The following is a 17,697-nucleotide window of genomic DNA, read 5'->3' as shown; positions in this document are numbered from 1 at the left end:
GGAGGGTTACCCAAGTCTGGCTGAAGGGAACGGTCTTGAAAACCGTCAGGTCGGGGCAACTCGGCGCGAGAGTTCGAATCTCTCACCCTCCTTTAGAGGTAAAATTATCGCGGGATGGAGCAGTCTGGTAGCTCGTCGGGCTCATAACCCGAAGGTCGTTGGTTCAAATCCAGCTCCCGCAATTATGGTCGTATGGTCCAATGGTTATGACGCCGCCCTGTCACGGCGGAGATTCGAGTTCGATTCTCGGTACGACCGTTATAAATGGCTCGGTAGCTCAGTCGGTAGAGCAACGGATTGAAGCTCCGTGTGTCGGCAGTTCGATTCTGTCCCGCGCCATTTGACCCATGCGGGTATAGTTTAGTGGTAAAACCACAGCCTTCCAAGCTGTTGTCGCGAGTTCGATTCTCGTTACCCGCTTTATTTAAATATTTGGGCCTATAGCTCAGCTGGTTAGAGCGCACGCCTGATAAGCGTGAGGTCGGTGGTTCGAGTCCACTTAGGCCCATATTGGAGAAGTACTCAAGTGGCTGAAGAGGCGCCCCTGCTAAGGGTGTAGGTCGGTAACACGGCGCGAGAGTTCGAATCTCTCCTTCTCCGTTATGACCCGTTGGTCAAGTGGTTAAGACACCGCCCTTTCACGGCGGTAACATGGGTTCAAATCCCGTACGGGTCACTTTTTACGGAGGGTTACCCAAGTCTGGCTGAAGGGAACGGTCTTGAAAACCGTCAGGTCGGGGCAACTCGGCGCGAGAGTTCGAATCTCTCACCCTCCTTTAGAGGTAAAATTATCGCGGGATGGAGCAGTCTGGTAGCTCGTCGGGCTCATAACCCGAAGGTCGTTGGTTCAAATCCAGCTCCCGCAATTATGGTCGTATGGTCCAATGGTTATGACGCCGCCCTGTCACGGCGGAGATTCGAGTTCGATTCTCGGTACGACCGTGTGACTTAATTATTTTTCCGTCGCTATTGCGGCGGTTTTTTATTGCTTTTAATTAACCATACTAAGTATCAAGTAATGTATGATGTCCTACATTGCCCTGCTGTTTGTGTTAGACTAGGACTGTTATAAGTCCATTTCCCGATAGGATTCACAATCGTGAAGATGCCTTGTAACCAAATTATCTTTGGGGGAATTTTAAATGACCGAGAAACATTTATTTACATCAGAGTCAGTGTCAGAAGGGCACCCAGATAAAGTTGCGGATCAAATTAGCGATGCAATTCTTGATGCATTATTGACACAGGACCCTAATGCACGGGTTGCCTGTGAAACGACCGTAACAACAGGATTGGTTGTTGTCGTCGGGGAAATCTCAACAACGGCATACGTTGATATCCAGCAGGTTGTGCGGAATACCATTAAGGAAATTGGATACAAAGACAACCGTTTTGGGTTCGATGGTGACTCATGTGCGGTAATGACGGCGATTGATGAACAGTCCCCGGACATTGCGCAGGGCGTTGATGCATCATTGGAACAACGGGACGGGAATACAGACCCGCTTGATCAGATTGGCGCTGGAGATCAAGGGTTAATGTTTGGGTACGCAACCGATGAAACACCCGAGTTAATGCCGTTAGCTCTTGAATTGAGTCATAAGTTAATGATTAAGCTTGCTCAGATACGTAAATCAGGAGAGTTAACGTACTTAGGGCCGGATGCTAAGACACAGGTAACGGTTGAATACGGTGAGGATGATCGTCCATTTCGGGTAGATACGGTTGTTCTTTCAACCCAGCACCTGGAGACGGCTTCCCTCGATCAGATTCGTCGTGACATGGTCGAACGTGTTATTAAGCAGGTGATTCCTGCCGATTTGCTTGATGAAAAAACCCGGTTTTTGGTTAACCCAACGGGACGTTTTGTAATTGGTGGTCCCCACGGTGATGCTGGATTGACCGGACGAAAAGTAATTGTTGATACGTATGGCGGGGCGGCCCACCATGGTGGCGGTGCCTTTTCCGGAAAGGACGCTACCAAGGTTGATCGGTCAGCAAGTTACGCAGCCCGGTATATTGCAAAAAACATTGTTGCGGCTGGATTAGCCCGCGAAGTTGAGGTTCAGCTAGCGTATGCAATTGGAGTTGCTCAGCCTGTTTCGGTAAACATAAATACGTTTGGCACAGGCAAAATTGAAGAAGCGCTCCTTGAACAAGTGGTGCGGCAAGTCTTTGATTTACGTCCAGCAGGAATTATTCAGATGCTTGATCTACGGCGACCAATTTATAAACCAACCGCCGCATATGGTGCGTTTGGCCGAACGGATATCGATCTTCCGTGGGAGCATACCGACCGAATTGAGCAGTTAAAGCAGGCAGTTAAGGCGCTTGAATCCAAGTAGGGGCTTTGTTATGATTGGGTGGTACAGAGTAGTAGGGTGTAAATTCTTTTCAGAGAGTGATCGGTGCTGTGAGGTCATAGGGATGCCCCCGAACTTGCTGTGCATGATTAAGTGAACTAAAAGAAAAAGTGCTAGTACCGCTCTGCGGACTAGAAGATGGGTGGTACCGCGTGTAAGCGTCCTGTCGGGAGTTTCCCGGCAGGACGTTTTTAATTAAGAGAAGTAAGGGGCGAATAAATCGTGGCGTACGATCACAAGCAGATTGAACAAAAGTGGCAACGTTACTGGGATGAGCATAAGACGTTTAAAACAACGGAAGATCCGGATAAGAAAAACTATTATGCTTTAGACATGTTTCCGTATCCGTCTGGTCAGGGATTGCACGTTGGGCACCCTGAGGGGTACACGGCAACGGATATTTTAGCGCGAATGAAGCGAATGCAAGGGTATAACGTTCTTCATCCGATGGGATTTGATGCGTTTGGATTACCGGCTGAACAATATGCGTTAAAAACGGGACATTCCCCCCGCCAATTTACCAAAAAGAATATTAATAATTTTCGGCGGCAGATTAAGTCACTGGGGTTGTCGTATGATTGGGACCGGGAAGTTAATACGACGGATCCGGACTATTATAAGTGGACCCAGTGGATTTTTGAGAAAATGTACGAAAAAGGATTAGCCTATGAAGCAGAGGTTCCGGTAAACTGGAGTCCTGATTTAGGGACCGTTGTGGCTAACGAAGAGGTTATTGATGGAAAAACGAAGCGGGGTGGCTTCCCGGTTATTCGGAAGCCAATGCGGCAGTGGATGCTGCGGATTACTGCTTATGCGGACCGGTTAATTGACGACCTGGATGACCTTGACTGGCCGGAAGCAATTAAGGAGCAACAACGGAACTGGATTGGTCGTTCTGTGGGGGCACGGGTTAACTTCCCAGTTGCTGGGGATGAAGATGCCGAAATTGAGGTTTTCACGACACGGCCAGATACTATTTATGGGGTATCGTACATCGTGATGGCACCGGAACACGCGCTAACAAAGCACCTTACCACCCCAGAACATCAGGTTGCCGTGGATAAGTACCTGGAAGAAGTGGCGCATAAGTCCGATCTGGAACGGACCGACCTTGCAAAGGAGAAAACGGGAGTCTTTACCGGAAGTTATGCAATTAATCCGGTTAACGGAGAGCGGATTCCGATCTGGGTTGCGGACTATGTTCTTTCATCATACGGGACAGGAGCTGTGATGGCCGTTCCGGCGCACGATGACCGGGATTATGAGTTTGCCCGGCAATTCGATTTACCGGTTAAACCCGTAATTGAAGGGGGCAACCTGGAAAAGGAAGCATATACCGGCGATGGTAAGCACATTAACTCAGGGTTTCTTGATGGGTTAAGGAAGCAAGAGGCCATTACCCGGATGATCGACTGGTTGAAGGAGCACGGTGTTGGTGACAAGAAGGTTAATTACCGTCTCCGCGATTGGCTGTTCTCCCGGCAACGGTACTGGGGAGAACCGATTCCGGTAATCCACTGGGATGATGGGGAAACGACCCTTGTGCCGGAGGATGAGTTGCCGCTACGGCTTCCTAAGACGGATAACATTAAGCCGTCTGGGACGGGAGAAAGTCCGTTGGCTAACCTAGACGATTGGGTTAACGTTGTTGATGAAAACGGTCGGCACGGAAGGCGTGAAACGAATACCATGCCACAGTGGGCTGGAAGTTCGTGGTACTTCTTGCGTTACGTTGATCCGCATAACCAGGCGGCTCTTGCTGATTATAATAAGTTAAAGCAGTGGTTACCAGTGGATCTATATGTTGGGGGAGCGGAGCATGCCGTCTTGCACCTTCTGTACGCGCGCTTCTGGCATAAATTTTTGTATGATCTCGGGGTTGTTCCGACAAAGGAGCCGTTCCAGCGCCTGGTTAACCAGGGAATGATTCTTGGCGATAACCACGAGAAGATGTCGAAGTCAAAGGGAAACGTAGTTAACCCGGACGATATTGTTGAGCAGTACGGGGCGGATACCCTGCGTTTGTACGAGATGTTCATGGGTCCACTGGATGCCTCCATCGCATGGAGTGAAGATGGCTTGAGCGGTGCTCATAGGTTTGTCAAGCGGATTTGGAACCTGTTAATTGATGAGCAGGACCGGTTACGTGATCGAGTGACAACCGAAAACGATGGTTCGCTTGACCGAATTTATAATCAAACCGTAAAGAAGGTAACGGACGACTTTGGGCAGTTACACTTTAATACGGCGATTTCACAGATGATGGTTTTCGTTAACCAGTGCTATAAAGCTGATGCGCTACCACTTGAATACGTTGAGGGATTCGTGAAGTTAATTGCTCCGTTAACCCCTCATATTGCAGAAGAACTGTGGACGAAACTGGGACACGTTGGAAGTATTGCGTATGCCCAGTGGCCGACCTACGATGAGAGTAAGCTGGAAGAAAACACTGCTGAAATTATCGTTCAGGTTAACGGGAAGTTACGGGCGAAGTTAACGGTGCCGAAGGACATCACGAAGGATGCGCTTAAAAAACAAGCGTTAGCGGATGAAAAGGTGCGCCATCACCTTGAAGGAAAAACAATTCGGAAAATAATCGTTATTCCAGGCAAGCTGATTAACGTAGTGGCTAATTAGAATATGGTGATAAAGCGTTCGGTTAATGGTGGAAATTCCACTTATAACCGAACGTTTTTGTGACTATTTGCCAGGTTTAGTTCGCTTTAATGGGAGGTTGCGGTATAATTAAAGGCACAATTTTATTTTTGAAGAAATGATTAGTGAACGAAAACGAAGTGGAGTGAAGGAAAATGAGTGAAAATAAGTTGGCTCGCCAGTTATCTTCCCGACATGTTCAGATGATTGCGATTGGTGGGGCAATCGGAACTGGATTATTTTTGGGCTCTGGGACGGCAATCCATGCCGCTGGTCCCGCTTTGTTGGGATTATATGCGTTAGCCGGTTTATTCTGTTTTTTTATGATGCGGGCGATTGGCGAGCTGGTGTTGTCTGATACTGGTAAATCATCGTTTATCGAGTTTATTCGCGAGTATCTGGGAGAACGGTGGGAATTTGTTGTTGGCTGGACCTATTGGTTATGCTGGGAAAGTTTGGCAATGGCAGATTTAACGGCAAGTGGAATCTATATTAAATATTGGTTCCCGTGGATTCCGCAGTGGGTGACGGCGCTGGTAATCGTTGCGGTTTTATTGACGTTTAACCTCTTAAGTGTTGGCCTTTTCGGTGAACTTGAATCGTGGTTTTCAAGCATTAAGGTTTTTGCCATTCTTGCCTTAATTGTGACTGGAGTGGTGCTCCTTGTTTTACACGCTCATATAGGCGGACAGGTGGTAACAATGCGTAATCTGGTGAACTACGGGGGGTTCGCTCCCCGGGGAATTCGGGGGATTCTTAGTGCATTACCAATGGTGATTTTTGCTTTTACTGGAATTGAAATGGTGGGGTTAACTTCTGGTGAGACAGCTCATCCTCATCGTGATATCCCCAAGGCAATTAATACTCTGTTGCTGCGGATCGCTCTCTTTTACGTGGGTTCAATGTTTGTATTGATGTGTATTTATCCGTGGAATAAGGTTACAACCACTGCCAGCCCGTTTGTGCAGGTATTCAGTGCATTGGGAGTGAAGGCTGCAGCCGGAATTATTAACTTTGTGGTGTTAACGGCAGCATTGTCAGCATGTAATAGTACACTTTTCAGTACTAGTCGAACCCTCTTTGTTCTTGCTCAGAGTCATTTTGCCCCTCAGCGGATGCACCAGACGAATAACCGAAGTGTTCCGGTAAGCGCACTTATATTCTCGTCAGCAGTTTTGTTAATCATTGTTTTCTTGAATTATGTTCTTCCGGCAAAAATTTTTTCCATCATTTCCAGCGTTGCGACCGTAAGTTTTGTTTTCGTGTGGTTAGCGCTTCTGTGGTGCCATGCGAAGTTTAAGCAACGGCACTTGACAACAACGTTTAAGATGCCAGGATACCCGTGGACAACAATTCTAACAGTGCTCTTTTTCGTTGGTGTTTTGGGATTGTTGGTAATGCAACCGTCGACGTTGTTAGCGTTAGTTTTTGCTGTTATTTGGGTGGCTGTCCTTTTAGGCGGATATAGTTTACTTAAGTGGTTCCGCAGCCGTTTACAATAGGATGAAGTTTCCCCCTAGTTGTGGTTTGTGGTAAGGTGTTTATGCGGCGTTTTAAGCGCTGGAAAATGAGTAAAACTAAACGGAAAGGAACGCACGGCGTGGATAACGAAACACATACACACATAAATGATGAAACAACGGCTGGGACGATTGCAACGGCCAAGCAACAGGATGTTTCTGCTAAGGAAAAAATGCTGCGAGGATCGTCATGGTTAACAATCGGAAGCATCTTCTCCCGGATTTTGGGGGCAATTTACGTAATTCCGTGGTATGCATGGTTGGGTCCCAATCGTCTTCAGGCTAATGCCTTATACACTAAGGGATACACATTGTATAGCACGTTTTTAATGATTTCGACGGCTGGAGTGCCAAGCGCAGTATCAAAACAGGTTTCTCATTATAATTCACAAAACGAATATGGCATTGGGCGGCGCCTTTTTCGAAAATGTTTAGCATTATTAACAGTTTTAGGAATTATTAGTGCGGCCATTATGTGGTTTGCGGCACCGTACATTACGCAGGGGGCAAAGGCGGTAATTCCGGTTTATCGGTCGTTAGCAATTGCCTTAATTGTTATTCCTGCCCTTAGCCTTACTCGGGGTTATTTTCAGGGATACCAAGATATGGCGCCGTCAGCGATTTCACAGTTAGCGGAACAGCTAGTGCGGGTTTTATACATGCTTCTTGTCACCTTTTTCATTATGCGGGTGTGGCAGGGACGTTATCAAACGGCAATCGTGCAATCAACTTTTGCCGCGTTCATTGGCGCTAGTGCGGGGTTATTGGTTCTGGGATGGTTTTTAATGCGGAATCGGCGCCAGCATGACATGTTAGTTGCTCAAAGTAATAATGAGCTGGTTGTTTCGGATCGGCGAATTATTAAGGATGTGCTGATTCAGTCTGTTCCGTTTATTATAATTGGGGCTGCTTTTAACGGATATAATTTATTTGATTTAATTTCTTTCCAGCCAATTATGCGAATGACAACTAATTTGTCAGTGCATGCAGTTAATAATTTGTATGCACTGTTTGCAGGAAACGCTAATAAACTGATGATGATTGTGATTTCATTAGCGGTTGCAATGGGGGATACGTCAATTCCGGTGCTTTCTGAGATGTTTACGAAGAAAGATTATGAGGGCGTCCGGCAGCAAATTACCGATGCAATTGAGTTATTCTTGATTGTAATGGTTCCCGCTGCTTTAGGGATGGCTGCAGTCAGTCGCCCACTATATACTCTTTTTTATGGATATGATCTCCAAGGCTTTTTCGTACTGTGTATTGCCGCTTATATGGCAGTCTTTATTGGATTATTTTATTTGTTAAGTGCAGTTCTCCAGGGGATTTATGAAAATAAACGGGCGATTAAATACACGCTTGTGGGGCTCGGAACTAAAATTATAATTCAATTTCCGTTAACAGCATTATTACATGTATACGGGCCGTTATTGGCAACGGGGATTGGAATGATGGTAACTGATGTTTTGATTTTCCGTTACATGTATTACCGTTATAACCTTCAGACAAACCACCTTCAGCAAACGTTTAACAGGCTGGTCAGTTTTGGGTTAATCATGTTCGCTGTTGTGCTAACCTTTGTGTGGCTGAGCGGACACGTTTTCAATATCTTTAGTCGTTTCCAAGCTGTAATTACGATTATTATTGCCGGAATTATCGGGGCGGCATTGTACGGCTATTTGTGCCTGCGGTCACGCGTTGCGGATGATGTTTTAGGGAGCCGGATTGCTGGATTGCGGCGCGTGTTCCATATTCGGTAATTTGTAAAATAAAACTTGAATGGTAGTTAAAACCAGGCGATTGTGACATAAGTCGCAGTCGCCTGCTTTTTTTACAGATTTATATAAACCGCCGCATGAACGAACTGATTTGGCTACTTAGAAGCGTAGGAGTGACGACGTAGTGGGTTGTGGCTAATTCTGTGGCAAGGGCACTATGGAGGTAAACTGCTGCTTCAACCCGGTCTTTAAGGGGAGAGGTAAATTGTGCACAAAATGCCGCAAGGATTCCTGTGAGGGTATCGCCCATCCCCCCGGTTGCCATTGCGGGGGTGCCTACGGTGAGCTGGCCCACGGTGTTGTCAGTATGGTAAATCATGGTGGGTGCGCCCTTTAGAACAAGGGTTCCTCCCAAACGTGAGCGCATCCGCCAATTTTGTGCTGGTGTTTGTTCACTAATTGGGATTCGGCTCAGGCGCTGCCATTCCATCTGGTGAGGGGTCATTATAACAGGAGCATTTGTTGTTGCAAGAAAAGCGGGGTGTGCAGCCAATATGGTTAGCGCGCCCGCATCAATAATAAGCGGGACGGTTACCGTTTTGAAAAGTTTTTTGAGGAGGGCTTGGTTTGTTAACGTCAGTGCTAATCCGGGTCCCACCGCAACGACGGTGGCCTTTTTAGCTTGCGCGAGGATTGCGTGCTGGTCTGAAAGGGATGTAAACAGTGCTTCGGGGACGGCAACATGGAGGGCAGTTTGGTTGGCTGGCGCAGTGGCACACACAACAAGGCCTGCGCCCGTGTTTACTGCTGCGCGGGATGCCATTAAAATGGCGCCACCCATGGTTGTATTTCCGCCGATTAAAAGAACCCGGCCATAGGTTCCCTTATGACTTTGCCGGGGCCGTGGGGTAATTATTCGTGATAAAACGTTCGCTGTGATTTGATGCATTGCAATCCCTCCATGGGTTCAGCATACCACAGGAACAGGGAACACTATGGTAAAATAAAGGCACTATTCACAAAGGGGGCAATTTCGCAATGGGTTATGATTGGCAGCAGGCGGTTACAGCACACCGCGACGAGTTATTAGCAGACCTCAAGGCAATGTTACGGATTAAAAGCGTTCGGGATGAGAGGCAAGCAACCCCGGATGCACCGCTTGGTCCTGGTCCCCAGCAGGCCCTTGACCATTTTTTGGCGTTGGGTGCCCGGGACGGATTTAAAACGAAGAACGTTGATGGGATGGCGGGACATATCGAGTTTGGTACTGGAAATGAAACTTTGGGAATCTTGGGGCACGTCGACGTGATGCCTGCTGGTGACGGGTGGAGTCACGCGCCGTTTGATCCGATTATTAAGGATGGTAAGATTTATGCCCGGGGAGCGATGGACGATAAGGGCCCAAGCATGGCAGCGTACTACGGGTTAAAGGTGGTTAAAGAATCAGGGTTGCCGGTAACCAAACGGGTACGGTTCATTCTAGGAACGGATGAAGAAAGTAGTTGGCGGGGAATGAAGTATTATTTTGCCCACATGCCTGCACCAGATTTTGGTTTCTCGCCTGATGCCGAGTTTCCCTTAATTAACGGGGAGAAAGGCAATGTTAGCCTGAAACTTAAGTTTGGGGGAACAAATGGTGGGACCGTAATGCTACACCAATTTACCGCTGGATTACGCGAAAATATGGTTCCTGGCAATGCGAAGGCGACGGTGAGTGGTGCGTGCTTAGACGAAATTGAACAGGCGTTTAACCGGTTTATAAAAACAGCCCCTGTAAGTGGTAAAGCAACGCGGACATTGGATAGACTAACGCTTGCAGTTACCGGGAAAGCTGCCCACGGGATGGAGCCACGGGAAGGAATTAATGCCGGGACGTATCTGGCTACATTCTTGAAAAACTATGATTTTGGGGGCGATGCCGCTCATTTTATTACGTTTATCGCAAATTACCTGCACGAGGCTTCGCGGTTAGAAAAGTTTGGTGCTGCCTTTACCGACCCGGTGATGGGAGATCTCACCATGAACGCCGGACTGTTAAACTTTACTGCTGGCCAAACCGGATCAATTACCCTTAACTTCCGGTATCCGCAAGGAATTGAGCCAGCGACAATTCGGACAGCAATTGATCGTGTGACATCCCAGTGGGATGCTGTAATTAGTGTTGGGGAAGCGATGGCGCCGCATTACGTTGCATTAGACGACCCGTTGGTTACAACGCTTCTTGGCGTATACCACCGCCAAACGGGAACGGATGCTCCTGCCGAGGTAGTTGGTGGGGGAACGTACGGCCGATTGATGAAGCGGGGAGTAGCCTTTGGGGCACTTTTTCCGGACTGCCCGAACATGATGCACCAGGTGGATGAATACATGCCGGTTGAGGATATCATGAAGGCGGCGGCAATTTATGCCGAATCAATTTACGAATTAATTAAGTAAAAATTGACGGATGAATGATTATTTGATAACATGTACCCGTTGTATTTGTGCATGTCACAACTGCAACCGCACGTTTTAGGTTTTTTTAAGTGGCAAATGCCCACCACATTACGGCGAGTCTAAGTCAATTAAGGAGGTGCACAGAATGTACGCAATTATTAAAACTGGTGGTAAGCAGCTAAAGGTCGAAGAAGGACAAACGATTTACGTTGAAAAGCTGGATGCCAAGGCTGGTGACAAGGTAACTTTTGACGAGGTGATCTTCGTTGGGAGTGACAAGCCGCAGATTGGTTCACCGCTTGTTGATGGTGCAAGTGTTACGGGAACTGTTGAAAAGCAGGGCCGGGCAAAGAAGGTTGTTACGTTTAAGTATAAGCCAAAGAAGCACCAGCACACCAAGCAAGGTCATCGGCAACCATACACCAAGGTCGTCATTGACAGTATTAAAGCATAATAGCGTTAACGATGATTACCGTAAAGCTAACGTATGATGATAATCAGTTAGTAGCATTCCAAATGACGGGGCATGCCGACGCAGGACCGTACGGTCAAGATATTGTTTGTGCGGCAGCATCGGTATTAGCGATTAATACGGTGAATTGCCTTGAGCAAATTGCAGGAGTTCATCCGCAGGTAACGGCTGATACAATTAACGGTGGTTTGATGAAGGTTACCGTTAATGAACCGTTACCGGAAAAAGCAGTGACAATTATGGCTGTTTTTGAGCGGGGCATCCGGGACGTTGCGCAAAATTATTATGATCGTATAAGAATAACGCAGGATTAACGAGGAGGTGCGCGCAGATGTTAATGGATTTACAGTTCTTCTCCCACAAAAAGGGGGGCGGTTCATCAGCTAACGGCCGTGATTCAAACGCTAAGCGGCTTGGTGCTAAGCGGGCTGATGGCCAGTTTGTTTCAGGAGGATCAATCCTGTACCGGCAGCGGGGAACACATATTTACCCGGGTAAGAACGTCGGTATGGGCGGTGACAACACCCTTTACGCTAAGGTTGAAGGCGTTGTTAAGTTTGAACGGAAGGGCCGCGATAAGAAGCAGGTTTCCGTTTATCCGGTTGCTGAATAATTCCGGTTAGCTGTTTGGGAGGTTCATTTATATAATGAACCTCTTTTTTTATACTGGAATTTAACAGCGGTAGGATAACCATTTGCATTTTATGGGTTAGTCCTGCTATGATTAGGTGTGATTAAAATGGTGGGGATGGGGTATCCCCTAAATGGAGTGAATTATTATGATTTCAGTTAACGATTTTAAGACTGGATTAACCATTGAAGTTGACGGCGAACTGTGGCGGGTAATTGAGTTCCTGCACGTTAAGCCGGGAAAGGGATCAGCATTTGTACGCTCAAAACTGAAGAACCTGCGGACTGGTGCTGTTCAGGAAAAAACGTTCCGTGCTGGTGAGAAGGTTGAACAGGCCCAGATTGATAACAAGCAAATGCAGTACCTGTACGCTGATGGGAATAACTATGTCTTCATGGATACGACAACGTATGAACAGCTTGAATTGCCGGGTGACAAGATTCAAGATGAGTTGAAGTTCATGAAGGAAAACATGTTAGTGAACATCATGATGTATGGGAGTGAAACGTTGGGGGTTGACCTACCAAACACGGTTGATTTGGAAGTTAAGGAGACCGAACCAACGATTAAAGGGAATACCGCTTCTGGTGGTTCCAAGCCTGCAACGATGGAAACCGGACTGGTTGTTCAGGTGCCGTTCTTCATTAACGAAGGCGATGTGTTGACAATTAATACCCAGGACGGGACGTATATTTCACGGGCTTAGCGGATAGGGGGAAACAGTAATGGCTGATGAGAGCAATATTATTTTAGCTGGTTCGGGTGATGAAAACGGACAAATCCGGATTGCGCCAGAAGTTGTTGAAATTATGATTGGAATTGCCGCTAGTCAGGTCGATGGTGTATTTTCCATGAGCGGGTCGTTGGCCACGAGTTTTTCTGAGTTGTTAGGGCGGTCGTCACTGGGGAAGGGCGTTAAATTGAGTCAGGATGATGGGGGGCACCTGCAAGTTGCAGTGTATGTTACCCTGGCTTACGGCGTTTCAATTCCCCAAACTGCGCTTGAAATTCAAAAACGGGTAAAGCAGCAACTTTTGTTTATGACTGGATTAGAAATTCAGGAAGTCGATGTTCATGTTGAGGGCATTATGCCCGAAAAGCAGCCGGCAACGGTTGATCCGGATAATTTATTTGCGGACGAAGAGGAAGGTACTGATGGAGTTAAGTAGGCATAAAATGCGCGCGGTGGCGTTTCAGACACTGTTTGCCCTGACGAGTAATCCTGAAGGAAAACCAGTTGATGTGTATGAGGGAATTTTAGGGACAACAACCGTCCCAGCGTTTCTTAGCGGACTTGTTGCGGGTGTGTTAGCGCACCAAACGGAAATTGACCAGGCAATCATCCCGCACTTGGCGAAGGGGTGGTCACTTGAACGATTAAACAAGGTTGACTTGAATCTTCTTCGGCTAGCAACGTATGAAATTAAGTATTGTTCGGATGTTCCAAATAAGGTGGCTGTAAACGAGGCTCTTCAGTTAGCCAAGGAGTTTAGCGACGACCAATCCCGGCGGTTTATTAACGGGGTACTCGCTGCAATTTTGAAGGACTAGTTTGGGATTAATGGTTTGCGAATAGTGAGAAAAGCTGGGGTACGGATCTCAGCTTTTTTGTTGTGTCGACTGCGGAAAAAGGGAAAAGCGGGAATATGCTGGCTACCTAATTTATGCTCCGTGTTTCATTCGTTTTATCGTTTTAACCCCGCCCGCTTTTAACGTGGGAGTATGCTAAAATAACAGGGAAATAGTGGAGTAAGGGACGTGAAAAGATGACAGCAAAAATACTTGATGGTCGCAGTGTGGCCCGGGAAATTCGGGCTGATTTAAAGGAAAAAGTGTTGCGCTTACAGCAACGTGGCGTGGTGCCGAAGCTCGTAGTTATTCTGGTAGGGAACGATACCGGAAGTGAGGTCTATATTCGAAATAAGAAGCGGGCAGCGGAGACAATCGGAATTGAAACCCTTGATGTGCGTCTTCCGGCTGAAACGAGCGAGTATGATTTGCTGCAATTAATCGCAAAGTACAATGCGGATGAATCCATTGATGGAATTCTTGTTCAGTTGCCGCTTCCTCCCCACATTAACGAAGATACGGTCGAGCGGGAAATCGATCCCCGGAAAGATGTTGACGGGTTTCACCCCATTAACATGGGTCACTTGTTCATGAATGAACCAAATTCCTTACCATGTACGCCCCGGGGGATCATGGCGCTCCTTGCTGCTGAGAAGATTGAAGTTGCCGGACAGCACGTGGTGATTGTTGGGCGGAGTAATATAGTTGGCCGTCCCATGGCAGCACTGATGTTGAATCATGATGCAACGGTGACAATTGCCCATAGTCATACGAAGGATTTGGCGGCAATTACCCGGCAGGCAGACATTTTAATTGCCGCAGTTGGAAAATCTGAAATGATTACCGCGGATTACGTTAAGGATGGCGCTATTGTAATTGACGTGGGGATGAATAGAAATGCTGCTGGAAAACTTGTCGGCGATGTTGCCCAGGATGATGTTGCCCAGAAAGCAGGTTACATTACGCCCGTTCCGGGGGGAGTTGGCCCAATGACCATTGCAATGTTAATGAAACAGGTGGTCGAGTTTGCTGAAAGGAATACCCATAATGACAAGTGAGCATGAATACCTAACAGTCGGGCAACTGACCCGTTATATCCACCGAAAATTTACGGCGGATCCGTACCTTGAGCGAGTGTATGTGACGGGAGAGATTTCTAATTTTCGGGAACGGCCGCGGCACCAGTACTTCAGCTTAAAGGATAAGGATGCGGTCCTTGAGGTGGTAATGTACGCGGGGGCGTACCAAAAGGTTAAGTTTAAACCCGAAGAGGGGATGAAGGTACTTGCGACGGGGCGGGTTGATGTGTATGAAAAAAGTGGACGGTACCAGTTGATCATTGACCACATGGAGCCCCAGGGCATCGGTGCTCTTTATCAGGCTTATGAACAGTTAAAGGCAAAGCTGAAGGCGGAAGGATTATTTGATCGTCCTAAGCGGCCGATTCCGCGGTTTCCTCGGCGGATTGCGGTCATTACTAGCCAATCCGGGGCGGTAATTAAGGATATTATGACTACCGTTAACCGCCGCTATCCAATTGTGCAGTTGGTCCTTTTTCCGGCGGCTGTTCAGGGGAAGCAGGCGGCGGCCTCCCTTGTTGGTCGTCTAAAGGAGGTCAATGCCCGGGGAAACTTTGATACGATTATTATCGGGCGGGGCGGAGGATCCATTGAAGACCTCTGGCCGTTTAACGAAGAGGAAGTTGCGCGGGCAATCGTCGCTAGTAAGATTCCCGTAATCTCATCGGTTGGGCACGAAACGGATACAACCATTGCTGATTTAGTAGCAGACTGTCGGGTAGCAACTCCTACCGCGGCGGCAGAAATTGCTACCCCCGTGTTAACTGATGAAATTGCTAATATTATTGAAATGCGAAATCGGATGGTACGGGCGGAAAGTAAGACGCTTCATTACCAAACTAAGCGGGTTCAACAACTGATAACCGCACCTGCTTTACAGCACCCGCACCGGCTTTTCGAACAGCGGGGACAGACGCTTGATCAACTAATGCTTAGATTAGAAAACTGCCAAACAACACGGTTGAAGGAATTACAAAGACGTGTGATGACAATAACAACGCGTCTTCAACGCCAGTCCCCTCAGACTAAGGTGGCGGCATGGAAGCAGCGGGCACTGGCGTTGGCTCACCGGCTGCAAACGGATGAATCCCGGTTGATTCAAACCAAGCAGCACCAAGCGGGGCAGTTGGTTGGACAGCTTGATGCGTTGAGCCCACTGAAAATTATGACACGGGGATACGCATACGTAACCGATGCTGCTGGCCAGGTTGTTCGGGACGTAACAACGTTTGAACCGGATGACCAGGTGTGCTTGCATATGAGCACGGGACAAGCGACGGCGCGGATTGAACAAATTGAAAGGAATGATAATGGTGGCAGTAAAACAACCAACGTTTGAGGAGCAGCTAAGTCAGCTCGAACAAATTGTTAAGCAGTTGGAGCAGGGCGACCTAACGCTGGACGATTCCCTTGCAAAGTTTAAACAGGGGGTCACCCTGAGCAAAAAATTACAGCATAAGTTAGCCGACGCGGAACAAATGATGACACAAATTATTGGCCCGGACGGAAATGAAACAGATTACCAGCGGGATACGTACCATGATGCAAAGTAGTAGCGTTCTAATGAATTTTGAGCAGCAAATGTTACCGCTCATTGACGAAACCTTAACCACGTACTTAGACGGATTAGCAGCTCCTGCTCAGCTCCGAGATGCAATGAAGTATTCCGTGATGGCTGGAGGAAAGCGTATCCGCCCCTTGTTAGTACTTGCAACCGCGGTAAGTTGCGGTCAGCGGGCGGATAGAGCCGCCTTACAGGTTGCGGCTAGCCTTGAATTATTGCATACGTATTCGCTAATTCACGATGATTTGCCCGCAATGGATAATGATGATTTACGGCGGGGACAACCGACAAGCCATAAAAAATTTGGTGAAGCGGTTGCAATTTTGGCAGGTGATGGGTTACTAACAGCGGCTTTTGACTTAGTTACTCGGGCGGAATTACCAACTGTTACTACAACGAAGCTTGTCAGTGCGTTGGCCCGGGCAGCTGGACCTGAAGGAATGGTAGCAGGACAAACGCTTGATGTGACTAATACCGGTAAAAAATTAACACTCCCACAATTACAGCGGTTGCACCGGGGGAAAACCGGAGCCCTAATTAAATATGCGTGCTATGCGGGAGCGGTTTTAAGTGACCAATCCCGGGCGGTAATTGATTTGATAAGTGAATACGGGGCACACTTTGGGCTAGCTTTTCAGATTTATGATGATATTCTTGATGTCACCGGGACACAGGAGCAATTGGGAAAGGCAGTAAATAAGGATGCTATTGCTCATAAAAATACTTACCCGGGATTACTTGGTATGGCCGGTGCGCGGGAACAATTAACCATAGCGGTAATGGCGGCTCGGCGTTGTGTCCGGCAAATGGAACGGGTTGGTCTTGACGGAACGTTACTTGGCGAAATGCTGCGGTATTTTGAGGATGAGGTGCAATGACGAAGGAACGGGTTGATGTTTTATTAGTTAAACAGGGACTGTTTGCAACGCGCGAGCAAGCCAAGCGTGCGGTGATGGCCGGTGAAATTTTAGGAGCGAATGAAGAACGCCTTGATAAACCAGGAGTGAAAATTGACCCGACAACGAAACTTCATTTTAAGGGAACTAAAATGCCATACGTTAGTCGGGGGGGGCTCAAGCTCGCTAAGGCGTTGAAGGTTTTTCACCTTAGTGTCCGTAACCGAACGGTGCTTGACATTGGTTCGTCCACGGGAGGGTTTACGGATGTGATGCTCCAAAAAGGGGCGCAACTTAGTTATGCCCTTGATGTGGGAACCAACCAACTGGTGTGGCAACTGCGGCAGGATCCCCGGGTTGTTGTTATGGAAAATACCAATTTTCGGTACAGTAAACCTGCTGATTTTACCCACGGGCAACCGGAATTTGCTTCAATTGACGTTTCATTTATTTCGTTGGGGTTAATTCTTCCCCCGCTGCACGCAATTATTAAGGATGGGGGACACGTGGTAGCGTTAATTAAGCCCCAGTTTGAAGCAGGGCGTGATCGGGTTGGAAAACACGGAATTGTTCGTGAGCCAGCTGTCCATTGTGATGTGCTCCAGCATGTAATGGTTATGGCAACGGAAGCGGAATTTAACGTGTGCCACCTGGACTTTTCCCCGATTACTGGGGGGCACGGGAATATCGAGTTTTTGGTTGATTTACAAGCAACGGCAACCACCGCAACCATTGATCCTGCAATTGATCCGGTGGCTGTTGTGAAACAGGCACACGCAACGTTAAAGTAGGTG

At 47.7% G+C, this 17,697-nt stretch carries 17 protein-coding genes, 11 tRNA genes, 1 riboswitch and 1 other annotated feature; of the genes, 27 read left to right on the top strand and 1 reads right to left on the bottom strand.

All coding sequences use genetic code 11. From position 1 onward, the window contains the following. The 15 genes from ACI3EZ_RS04570 to ACI3EZ_RS04500 all read left to right on the top strand — a co-directional run bounded on the left by ACI3EZ_RS04570 (position 1) and on the right by ACI3EZ_RS04500 (position 8,298). Positions 1-92, top strand: a tRNA-Ser gene (locus tag ACI3EZ_RS04570). A gap of 16 nt (positions 93-108) precedes the next feature. After that, positions 109-182 (top strand) — tRNA-Met (locus tag ACI3EZ_RS04565). Between the two features lie 4 nt (positions 183-186). Beyond that, a tRNA-Asp gene (locus ACI3EZ_RS04560) sits at positions 187-258 on the top strand. Positions 259-266: 8 nt separating this feature from the next. Then, a tRNA-Phe gene (locus ACI3EZ_RS04555) sits at positions 267-339 on the top strand. A 10-nt stretch (positions 340-349) separates the two neighbouring features. Beyond that, positions 350-420 (top strand) — tRNA-Gly (locus tag ACI3EZ_RS04550). 14 nt (positions 421-434) lie between these two features. Next, positions 435-508, top strand: a tRNA-Ile gene (locus tag ACI3EZ_RS04545). Between the two features lie 4 nt (positions 509-512). Continuing rightward, positions 513-600: transfer RNA gene (locus ACI3EZ_RS04540), tRNA-Ser, on the top strand. Positions 601-604: 4 nt separating this feature from the next. Next, positions 605-676: transfer RNA gene (locus ACI3EZ_RS04535), tRNA-Glu, on the top strand. Positions 677-684: 8 nt separating this feature from the next. After that, positions 685-776, top strand: a tRNA-Ser gene (locus ACI3EZ_RS04530). Between the two features lie 16 nt (positions 777-792). Beyond that, positions 793-866: transfer RNA gene (locus ACI3EZ_RS04525), tRNA-Met, on the top strand. A gap of 4 nt (positions 867-870) precedes the next feature. Beyond that, a tRNA-Asp gene (locus ACI3EZ_RS04520) sits at positions 871-942 on the top strand. Positions 943-1,061: 119 nt separating this feature from the next. Next, a riboswitch (SMK box riboswitch) is annotated at positions 1,062-1,145 on the top strand. Further along, a complete protein-coding gene (metK, locus tag ACI3EZ_RS04515; protein WP_405024255.1) occupies positions 1,143-2,345 on the top strand; it encodes a methionine adenosyltransferase in 1,203 nt (400 codons plus the stop codon). It overlaps the preceding riboswitch by 3 nt. A gap of 240 nt (positions 2,346-2,585) precedes the next feature. After that, positions 2,586-5,000: a leucine--tRNA ligase gene (gene leuS, locus ACI3EZ_RS04510; protein ID WP_405025669.1), complete on the top strand. Its 2,415-nt coding sequence runs from the start codon at positions 2,586-2,588 to the stop codon at positions 4,998-5,000. Between the two features lie 173 nt (positions 5,001-5,173). Beyond that, positions 5,174-6,520, top strand: a complete 1,347-nt coding sequence (locus ACI3EZ_RS04505) for an amino acid permease (RefSeq protein WP_405025668.1) — start codon at positions 5,174-5,176, stop codon at positions 6,518-6,520. A 191-nt stretch (positions 6,521-6,711) separates the two neighbouring features. Further along, positions 6,712-8,298 (top strand): oligosaccharide flippase family protein, encoded by a 1,587-nt coding sequence (locus tag ACI3EZ_RS04500; protein WP_405025678.1) that lies wholly within the window; start codon positions 6,712-6,714, stop codon positions 8,296-8,298. Between the two features lie 79 nt (positions 8,299-8,377). On the opposite strand, the gene ACI3EZ_RS04495 is transcribed toward ACI3EZ_RS04500, so the two are convergent. Beyond that, a complete protein-coding gene (locus ACI3EZ_RS04495) occupies positions 8,378-9,205 on the bottom strand; it encodes an NAD(P)H-hydrate dehydratase (RefSeq protein ID WP_405024251.1) in 828 nt (275 codons plus the stop codon). Positions 9,206-9,294: 89 nt separating this feature from the next. Here ACI3EZ_RS04495 and pepV point away from each other — a divergent pair, with 89 nt between their 5' ends. The 12 genes from pepV to ACI3EZ_RS04435 all read left to right on the top strand — a co-directional run bounded on the left by pepV (position 9,295) and on the right by ACI3EZ_RS04435 (position 17,694). Further along, a complete protein-coding gene (gene pepV / locus ACI3EZ_RS04490) occupies positions 9,295-10,692 on the top strand; it encodes a dipeptidase PepV (RefSeq protein ID WP_405025667.1) in 1,398 nt (465 codons plus the stop codon). A 54-nt stretch (positions 10,693-10,746) separates the two neighbouring features. Next, positions 10,747-10,823 (top strand) — a sequence feature (ribosomal protein L21 leader region). Between the two features lie 14 nt (positions 10,824-10,837). Continuing rightward, entirely contained in the window at positions 10,838-11,146 is a 309-nt protein-coding gene (rplU, locus tag ACI3EZ_RS04485) for a 50S ribosomal protein L21 (RefSeq protein WP_405025666.1), read from the top strand. 11 nt (positions 11,147-11,157) lie between these two features. Beyond that, a complete protein-coding gene (locus ACI3EZ_RS04480) occupies positions 11,158-11,478 on the top strand; it encodes a ribosomal-processing cysteine protease Prp (protein WP_405024248.1) in 321 nt (106 codons plus the stop codon). Positions 11,479-11,495: 17 nt separating this feature from the next. After that, positions 11,496-11,777, top strand: coding sequence for a 50S ribosomal protein L27 (gene rpmA / locus ACI3EZ_RS04475; protein WP_283581975.1), 282 nt, complete (start codon positions 11,496-11,498; stop codon positions 11,775-11,777). 166 nt (positions 11,778-11,943) lie between these two features. Beyond that, complete coding sequence (gene efp, locus ACI3EZ_RS04470) at positions 11,944-12,501, top strand: elongation factor P (RefSeq protein WP_405024247.1); 558 nt, start codon at positions 11,944-11,946, stop codon at positions 12,499-12,501. 19 nt (positions 12,502-12,520) lie between these two features. Continuing rightward, positions 12,521-12,964: an Asp23/Gls24 family envelope stress response protein gene (locus ACI3EZ_RS04465; protein ID WP_405024246.1), complete on the top strand. Its 444-nt coding sequence runs from the start codon at positions 12,521-12,523 to the stop codon at positions 12,962-12,964. Continuing rightward, the gene (gene nusB, locus ACI3EZ_RS04460) at positions 12,951-13,346 is read left to right on the top strand and encodes a transcription antitermination factor NusB (protein WP_405025665.1); all 396 of its coding nucleotides are present in this window, start codon (positions 12,951-12,953) and stop codon (positions 13,344-13,346) included. Before ACI3EZ_RS04465 ends, nusB begins: the two co-directional genes overlap by 14 nt. A 215-nt stretch (positions 13,347-13,561) precedes the next feature. Continuing rightward, positions 13,562-14,422, top strand: coding sequence for a bifunctional methylenetetrahydrofolate dehydrogenase/methenyltetrahydrofolate cyclohydrolase FolD (folD, locus tag ACI3EZ_RS04455; protein ID WP_405025664.1), 861 nt, complete (start codon positions 13,562-13,564; stop codon positions 14,420-14,422). Then, positions 14,412-15,782, top strand: coding sequence for an exodeoxyribonuclease VII large subunit (gene xseA, locus ACI3EZ_RS04450; RefSeq protein WP_405025663.1), 1,371 nt, complete (start codon positions 14,412-14,414; stop codon positions 15,780-15,782). The genes folD and xseA overlap by 11 nt, the downstream gene beginning before the upstream one ends. Continuing rightward, positions 15,757-15,996, top strand: a complete 240-nt coding sequence (locus ACI3EZ_RS04445; protein WP_405024242.1) for an exodeoxyribonuclease VII small subunit — start codon at positions 15,757-15,759, stop codon at positions 15,994-15,996. The genes xseA and ACI3EZ_RS04445 overlap by 26 nt, the downstream gene beginning before the upstream one ends. Beyond that, the gene (locus ACI3EZ_RS04440; RefSeq protein WP_405025662.1) at positions 15,983-16,885 is read left to right on the top strand and encodes a polyprenyl synthetase family protein; all 903 of its coding nucleotides are present in this window, start codon (positions 15,983-15,985) and stop codon (positions 16,883-16,885) included. Before ACI3EZ_RS04445 ends, ACI3EZ_RS04440 begins: the two co-directional genes overlap by 14 nt. After that, positions 16,882-17,694 (top strand): TlyA family RNA methyltransferase, encoded by an 813-nt coding sequence (locus ACI3EZ_RS04435; RefSeq protein WP_405025661.1) that lies wholly within the window; start codon positions 16,882-16,884, stop codon positions 17,692-17,694. Before ACI3EZ_RS04440 ends, ACI3EZ_RS04435 begins: the two co-directional genes overlap by 4 nt. Positions 17,695-17,697 lie beyond the last annotated feature (3 nt).

The sequence above is a fragment of the Ligilactobacillus sp. LYQ60 genome (assembly GCF_045033015.1).
GTDB lineage: Bacteria > Bacillota > Bacilli > Lactobacillales > Lactobacillaceae > Ligilactobacillus.
The sequence above is the reverse complement of the archived record's forward strand: the minus strand, read 5'-3'. Positions and strand labels throughout refer to the sequence as shown.

Coding starts and splice junctions, on each gene's coding strand:
- ACI3EZ_RS04480 (WP_405024248.1), top strand. CDS start 11,158: ATGATTACCGTAAAGCTAACGTATGATGATAATCAGTTAGTAGCATTC.
- pepV (WP_405025667.1), top strand. CDS start 9,295: ATGGGTTATGATTGGCAGCAGGCGGTTACAGCACACCGCGACGAGTTA.
- xseA (WP_405025663.1), top strand. CDS start 14,412: ATGACAAGTGAGCATGAATACCTAACAGTCGGGCAACTGACCCGTTAT.
- nusB (WP_405025665.1), top strand. CDS start 12,951: ATGGAGTTAAGTAGGCATAAAATGCGCGCGGTGGCGTTTCAGACACTG.
- rpmA (WP_283581975.1), top strand. CDS start 11,496: ATGTTAATGGATTTACAGTTCTTCTCCCACAAAAAGGGGGGCGGTTCA.
- ACI3EZ_RS04440 (WP_405025662.1), top strand. CDS start 15,983: ATGATGCAAAGTAGTAGCGTTCTAATGAATTTTGAGCAGCAAATGTTA.
- metK (WP_405024255.1), top strand. CDS start 1,143: ATGACCGAGAAACATTTATTTACATCAGAGTCAGTGTCAGAAGGGCAC.
- folD (WP_405025664.1), top strand. CDS start 13,562: ATGACAGCAAAAATACTTGATGGTCGCAGTGTGGCCCGGGAAATTCGG.
- ACI3EZ_RS04495 (WP_405024251.1), bottom strand. CDS start 9,205: ATGCATCAAATCACAGCGAACGTTTTATCACGAATAATTACCCCACGG.
- ACI3EZ_RS04505 (WP_405025668.1), top strand. CDS start 5,174: ATGAGTGAAAATAAGTTGGCTCGCCAGTTATCTTCCCGACATGTTCAG.
- ACI3EZ_RS04435 (WP_405025661.1), top strand. CDS start 16,882: ATGACGAAGGAACGGGTTGATGTTTTATTAGTTAAACAGGGACTGTTT.
- ACI3EZ_RS04500 (WP_405025678.1), top strand. CDS start 6,712: ATGCTGCGAGGATCGTCATGGTTAACAATCGGAAGCATCTTCTCCCGG.
- efp (WP_405024247.1), top strand. CDS start 11,944: ATGATTTCAGTTAACGATTTTAAGACTGGATTAACCATTGAAGTTGAC.
- ACI3EZ_RS04465 (WP_405024246.1), top strand. CDS start 12,521: ATGGCTGATGAGAGCAATATTATTTTAGCTGGTTCGGGTGATGAAAAC.
- rplU (WP_405025666.1), top strand. CDS start 10,838: ATGTACGCAATTATTAAAACTGGTGGTAAGCAGCTAAAGGTCGAAGAA.